Source organism: Bacillus sp. Leaf49 (assembly GCF_001426125.1).
In the GTDB taxonomy this organism is placed as follows: domain Bacteria; phylum Bacillota; class Bacilli; order Bacillales; family Bacillaceae; genus Bacillus; species Bacillus altitudinis.
In genome coordinates this window covers 185,288-191,310 of record NZ_LMRK01000024.1, presented here as the reverse complement: position 1 = coordinate 191,310, position 6,023 = coordinate 185,288, and the positions used below count along the sequence as shown (strand labels likewise).

Genomic DNA, 6,023 nt, shown 5'->3' with positions numbered 1-6,023 from the left:
TTAGGTGTGTGGGAGGCCTTTTTCATTCAATCTCATCCACCATCATTACGATGAAAATAAAAAAGATTGTAGAAAAACATGAGTTTCTCTACAATCTGAGTGCACATTTTTGTGCACTTTTTTTATTACTAAATAATCTATTTAAACTCTAAAACTTCTATTGTAAAATGAACATGAGCCTGTCACATGCAATTGAGGGTAACTACATACATAACAAGGGAGAAGATCATGAAAGCCGTATTTTTCGATTTAGATGATACTTTGCTTTGGGATGAAAAAAGCATTCATACCACTTTTCAGGAAACATGCAGGGAAGCGGAAAAGAAATATGGACTTGATCCAGAATCGTTTGAACAGATTGTGCGTGAAGAAGCAAGAAAGCTGTACTCTTCTTATGAAACATATGATTATACTGTTATGATTGGCATTAATCCTTTTGAAGGACTGTGGTCTAATTTTAGTGAGCCGATTAGCGAAGGCTTTCAAAAGCTGAACGCCCTTGCACCAGAGTATCGCAAAAACGCATGGACGAACGGCTTAAAAGAGGCAGGAATTGACGATGAAGCATTTGGTCAATACTTAGCAGATTTCTTTGCAGCAGAGCGTAGAAAACGCCCGTATGTCTATGAAGAAACGTATCCTGTTTTAGAGCGCCTGAAGGGCACCTATAAATTACTCCTTTTAACAAATGGAGATCCTAGTCTGCAAAAAGAAAAACTTGCAGGTGTTCCGGAACTTGCCCCTTACTTTAATGAAATTGTGATTTCAGGAGATTACGGAAAAGGAAAGCCTGATCCTGGTATCTTTGAGCACTGCCTTCAGCTGTTAAATCTCACAAAAGATGACGTCATCATGGTAGGAGATAATCCAAAAACAGATATTCTCGGCGCTTCTCGCGCTGGCATCCAAACCGTTTGGATCAATCGTCATGGCAAGAAAAATGAAACAGATGTGACACCAGATTATGAAATTAAAGACTTACACGAATTGTTTGATATTTTAAAATAAACCATAGGAAAAACACCCTTCTCCTGATCGAGATTGGGTGTTTTTTCGTTTTCGGCTATACAATTGCTGCTAAACTTTGTGCTTGACGATCTAAGCCTCGTGCTGCTTCTCCTACATTCATGAATTCCTCGCTTGCTTGCTTGACAAGATCCCGGTTTGTAAACACGCTTGTCTTTGCACGGCTTGTTCCGGTGCTGACCTTTTCAACTTCTAAATGGATCGCCTTCACATAACGATCCACCTTTACAATCGCTTCCTTTGAATCTGTCGCAAGCTTACGGATTTCTGCCGCGACGACACTAAAGCCATTTCCATAGGAACCCGCATGCGCAGCTTCTATGGCCGCGTTCAATGCGAGCAGCTGCGTTTGGGATGCGATACTGTTAATCGTTGTAGCAATTGAGCTGATCGACTCCACCTGCTCTGTTAACCCTTCTAGCAAACTCATGTTTTGATCCGTTTCATTCGCGATATGTTCAAAAGAAGCATTTACACTTTGACTATGCTGGATGCCGATTTCCGCTCGCTCCATTAATTTTGCAGACATATCTTTTAGGTCTTCTACTACCTGCTTCATTGTGTTTTCCCTCTCCGTAATATCTGTTGCCACTTTCACGACAGCCACTACGTTCCCCTCTTCATTGAGCACTGGTGTATACGTCGCTTCAAGCCATAAGGTGTCACCATACTTCGTGATCCGCTGCACCTTTTCCTGAAACACTTGACCATTCTTCAAACGCTTCCAAAACATTTGATAACTTGCGTCTTCTGCAATATGCGGAGGACAAAACTGTCTATGCTTTAAACCAATCATTTCTTCCTTTGAATATTTCATGGCTTTTGCAAAAATATCATTGACCCATAGGACCTTACCTGTGACATCAAATTCAATCATCGCCAGTGAGTGCTCTAGCGCACGAAGCACAGCTGATTGCTCCAATACTTGTGTTGATGAAGTGTTTGTTGTTTGAATCATCGCTTTCATTCCCCCAATTTGCCTCTCTCTAATAGTACATACTTACCCATACTTTCGTACTATCTAAACGTATCATTTGCGCAAATGGATCACTAGTGGAGAATTTTTTTCCATAAGAAAAAAGCCAGCAACCTCAATAGATGAGATCACTGACTGTTTCGTGCGCCTTCATTATTTTTTTGCTTCTGCGACTGCATGTTTCACAAAAGCTTCGAGGTCCATTGTTTCTGAATCTTGTTCCCCATATTTTCTTACATTGACCGCGCCATTTTCTGCTTCTTGATCACCGACAACCAGCATGTACGGAATCTTTTGCATTTGCGCTTCTCTAATTTTGTATCCTATTTTTTCATCACGACTGTCTAGTTCTACACGCAGTCCTTCAAGCTGCAAACGTTCTTGCACTTTTTTTGCATAGTCTAAATGGACAGATGGTGAAACCGGGATGACTTGGAATTGTACAGGTGCCAGCCATGTTGGAAGAGCTCCTTTGTATTCTTCAATTAAGAAGGCAACGAAGCGTTCCATTGTGGACACAACTCCTCTATGAATGACAACCGGACGATGATGTTTTCCATCTTCTCCGATATATGTGAGATCGAAACGCTCTGGAAGTAAGAAGTCTAGCTGTACAGTAGACAAAGTCTCTTCTTTTCCAAGAGCTGTCTTTACTTGGACGTCAAGCTTCGGACCATAAAATGCCGCTTCGCCTTCTGCTTCATAGTAGTCATGTCCAAGCTCGTCCATTGCATCTTTCAGCATAGACTGCGCTTTATTCCACATCGCATCATCGTCGAAATACTTCTCAGTATCTTCTGGATCACGGTAAGATAAGCGGAATGTGTAGTCATTCAAGCCAAAGTCTTGATACACTTCTTCAATTAGGCGAACTGTACGAATGAATTCGTCTTTGATTTGATCTGGACGAACAAAGATATGGGCATCGTTTAATGTCATCCCGCGAACACGTTGAAGACCGGATAAAGCACCTGACATTTCATAGCGGTGCATTGTACCAAGCTCTGCAATCCGAATTGGCAATTCGCGATAGCTATGCGGCTCGTTTTTGTAAATCATCATATGGTGTGGACAGTTCATTGGACGAAGGACAAGATCTTCGTTGTCCATTTCCATGACCGGGAACATATCTTCTTGATAATGCGCCCAGTGGCCTGATGTTTTATACAATTCCACACTCGCAAGAACGGGTGTATACACATGCTCATAACCAAGGCGTACTTCTTTATCAACAATATAACGCTCAATGACGCGGCGGATTGTTGCCCCTTTTGGCAGCCAGAGCGGAAGACCTTGGCCCACCTTTTGAGAGTTCGCAAACAGTTTCAATTCTTTTCCTAGTTTACGGTGATCGCGCTCTTTTGCTTCTTCAAGTAGACGTAAATGCTCGTTTAATTCTTCTTTGCTGAAGAAAGCTGTTCCGTAAATACGCTGTAGCATTTGGTTGTTACTGTCGCCTCTCCAGTAAGCACCTGCAAGGCTTAACAGCTTGAATTCTTTGATTTTCCCTGTAGACGGCAAGTGAATACCGCGGCATAGATCGAAGAATTCACCTTGCTCATAAATTGTGACGGTTTCGCCTTCTGGGATTGCTTCTAACAGCTCTAGCTTCAATTCATCGCCAATTGCTTCAAAGCGTGCTTTCGCTTCTTCTCTTGAAACTTCAATGCGCTCAATCGGCAAATTGCTGTTAATGATTTTTTTCATTTCTTTTTCAATCTTTGGTAAATCTTCAGGTGTAATCGCTACATCGATGTCGACATCATAGTAAAAGCCATTTTCGATGACAGGGCCTACGCCAAACTGGACGTGATGCTCTTTTCCATAAATGCGTTTGATTGCCTGTGCAAGCAAATGCGCTGTGCTGTGTCGCATAATATCGAGCGCTTCTTCACTCTTATCTGTGATGATCTCGATTGTTCCACTTTCTAACAGCGGCGTACGCAGATCTATTTCTTTGCCGTTCAATTTACCGGCAAGCGCTTTTTTCTTTAGGCCTGGGCTAATTGATGCCGCGATGTCTTCTGTTGTAGCTGTTTTGTCAAACTCCTTGACTGCTCCATCTGGAAATGTAAGTTGAATTTGTTCTGACATCTCTAGTCACTCCTTTTTTTGGCAATATAAAAACCCCGCCCCCTGGAAAGGGACGAGGTTGAATAAACGGAATCGTGGTTCCACCCTTTTTCCCGTATTTGCAGCTTGCTTTGTCAAAAGCAAATACGGCTTGTGGTTCAATAACGGGAATTCCCGTCAGCTATTACTAAACAGTTCACAGCTGATGTTCAAAGGTGGTAAAGCAAATGGTCCTCTGCTAGGAAGCTTTCAGCCACGGCTTCCCTCTCTTTAAGCGGGTGTTCATTTGTTCATGTCCTTATCAATACGGTCTCTGTATGAAGTTACACCGTATTATAAAACGTTTTTTCGTGAAAATCAAGAAAGCTTTTCACTTTTCTTTTCCAAATGACTAGGAACAAATTGAACATGCTGTTCCTGAAACGAATGAGAAGGGAATACCTCAACTCTTTCTTGAAAAATATTTTGAATGGTTTGCACCATCGAGTGACCTGTATCATCTGTAAATAGGTCAATCTTTTGTGGCGCAATGGATACAAGCGGTGCAATCAACTGCGAATCAATATACATTGGATGCTCTCTTACAAACTGTCTGTCTATGTATTGTTTTTGATCACGCTCAGAAGCGTACCGAAATTCCCAAATCATCAGGCGGTCCTGATGCACAACATGTACTTTTTCAAGCTTAGGTTCTCTTGACATCACATAGTCTCGAAGGGATTGAATAAAGTTTTGATATTCTTGTTCCATTTTATATTCTTCGATGGATACTTCAACATAGTTCTTCAGCCTTCTGTCATACGCTGAGAGCCTAAATGTCATAAATGAACCAATGGAAAAAACACCTTTCTGTAAAGAAATCGTCTCAAGCTCTTTTTTTAACAGATCCTCCCTCGGTGGGTCTTGATGAATTCCAGGAATATCATCTAGATCCCCTTTCATGATGCTATGGGCGATTGAAAGAATTTGGTGCTGCTCTTCTGGATCTTTAAATAAGTATGTGTTTTCAAGGATGCTGCGCATGCGTTCATTTTCTTTGCATTCCAAAAAAAAGTGAATCAGTAATGTCCGCACAATGTGCTCTATGGCTTCTCCTGATTTCTTCGCTTCTATGAGAAGCCGGTCTTTCCCTTGTTGAATCGAAATGTGATGCCGACTGTCCAAGTGTTCAGCAAGATGTAAAAAAGCGGCGGTATCATATTCATCTTCAAAGATTATTTCAAGCATGTTTGTCCCCCCTAACGACATCTGTTACATATATATGGGGAGAACATAAAAAATAGACGCCTAAAATAAATCAGGCATCTTTCTTTTTAAAATCAGTGGCACTGAGATAAAGATCAAATAAATCAAACAAACAATCGCTAAGGCGGCATAATTTCCGCTTACAAAGCTTGATCCAAGGACATTTAACGCCACAGTACCAGGTATCAATCCTAAAAAAGTCGCCGCCGCAAATGCACGATAATTCGCACGTGAAGCTGCTGCGGCATAACTGACAAAATCAAAGTGAATGGGCGCAATGCGTAATAAGAGGATATAAAGAAATCCATGCTCTTGAATACGGGACGTCACCGCTTTTAGCTTCCGATTGCTTGATTTGGTTTCCTGCTTGTTTGAACGGAAGGTTGAGGCAAGCAGGAAAGATCCTGTTGCACCTGCTGTCGCACCAGCTAAGGCATAAATGGTCCCAAGGACACTGCCGAATGCCAAACCTGCTGCTAGCGAAAAGACGGTGAGAGGGACAAGCACAAATGGACGAAAAAGTGATAAGAAAAGAAAGACAAAGGGAGCCAGCATCCCAAATTGAAGAATCCAATTCTTCACATCTTTCGGCGACAGTTGAAGATGCTGTTTGTTGAGCCACCATAGCACAGCAGCTAGAACCCCAATCACGAGGAAAAGCAGCCATTTTCTTTTATTCATTTCATCCGCTCCCCTTCACGTG

General features: G+C 41.9%; 5 protein-coding genes and 1 other annotated feature. Of the genes, 1 reads left to right on the top strand and 4 read right to left on the bottom strand.

The features are described from left to right. Nucleotides 1-228 precede the first annotated feature (228 nt). Complete coding sequence (locus ASG46_RS18545) at nucleotides 229-1,008, top strand: HAD family hydrolase (RefSeq protein WP_056705561.1); 780 nt, start codon at nucleotides 229-231, stop codon at nucleotides 1,006-1,008. A gap of 55 nt (nucleotides 1,009-1,063) precedes the next feature. On the opposite strand, the gene ASG46_RS18540 is transcribed toward ASG46_RS18545, so the two are convergent. The 4 genes from ASG46_RS18540 to ASG46_RS18525 all read right to left on the bottom strand — a co-directional run bounded on the left by ASG46_RS18540 (nucleotide 1,064) and on the right by ASG46_RS18525 (nucleotide 6,001). Then, the gene (locus ASG46_RS18540) at nucleotides 1,064-1,984 is read right to left on the bottom strand and encodes a methyl-accepting chemotaxis protein (RefSeq protein WP_056705558.1); all 921 of its coding nucleotides are present in this window, start codon (nucleotides 1,982-1,984) and stop codon (nucleotides 1,064-1,066) included. Nucleotides 1,985-2,155: 171 nt separating this feature from the next. Further along, entirely contained in the window at nucleotides 2,156-4,096 is a 1,941-nt protein-coding gene (gene thrS, locus ASG46_RS18535; protein WP_056705555.1) for a threonine--tRNA ligase, read from the bottom strand. A gap of 45 nt (nucleotides 4,097-4,141) precedes the next feature. Continuing rightward, nucleotides 4,142-4,389 (bottom strand) — a binding site (T-box leader). Nucleotides 4,390-4,432: 43 nt separating this feature from the next. Then, the gene (ytxC, locus tag ASG46_RS18530; protein ID WP_039168873.1) at nucleotides 4,433-5,302 is read right to left on the bottom strand and encodes a putative sporulation protein YtxC; all 870 of its coding nucleotides are present in this window, start codon (nucleotides 5,300-5,302) and stop codon (nucleotides 4,433-4,435) included. 60 nt (nucleotides 5,303-5,362) lie between these two features. Further along, a complete protein-coding gene (locus ASG46_RS18525; RefSeq protein ID WP_056705553.1) occupies nucleotides 5,363-6,001 on the bottom strand; it encodes a TVP38/TMEM64 family protein in 639 nt (212 codons plus the stop codon). Between the last annotated feature and the right edge of the window lie 22 nt (nucleotides 6,002-6,023).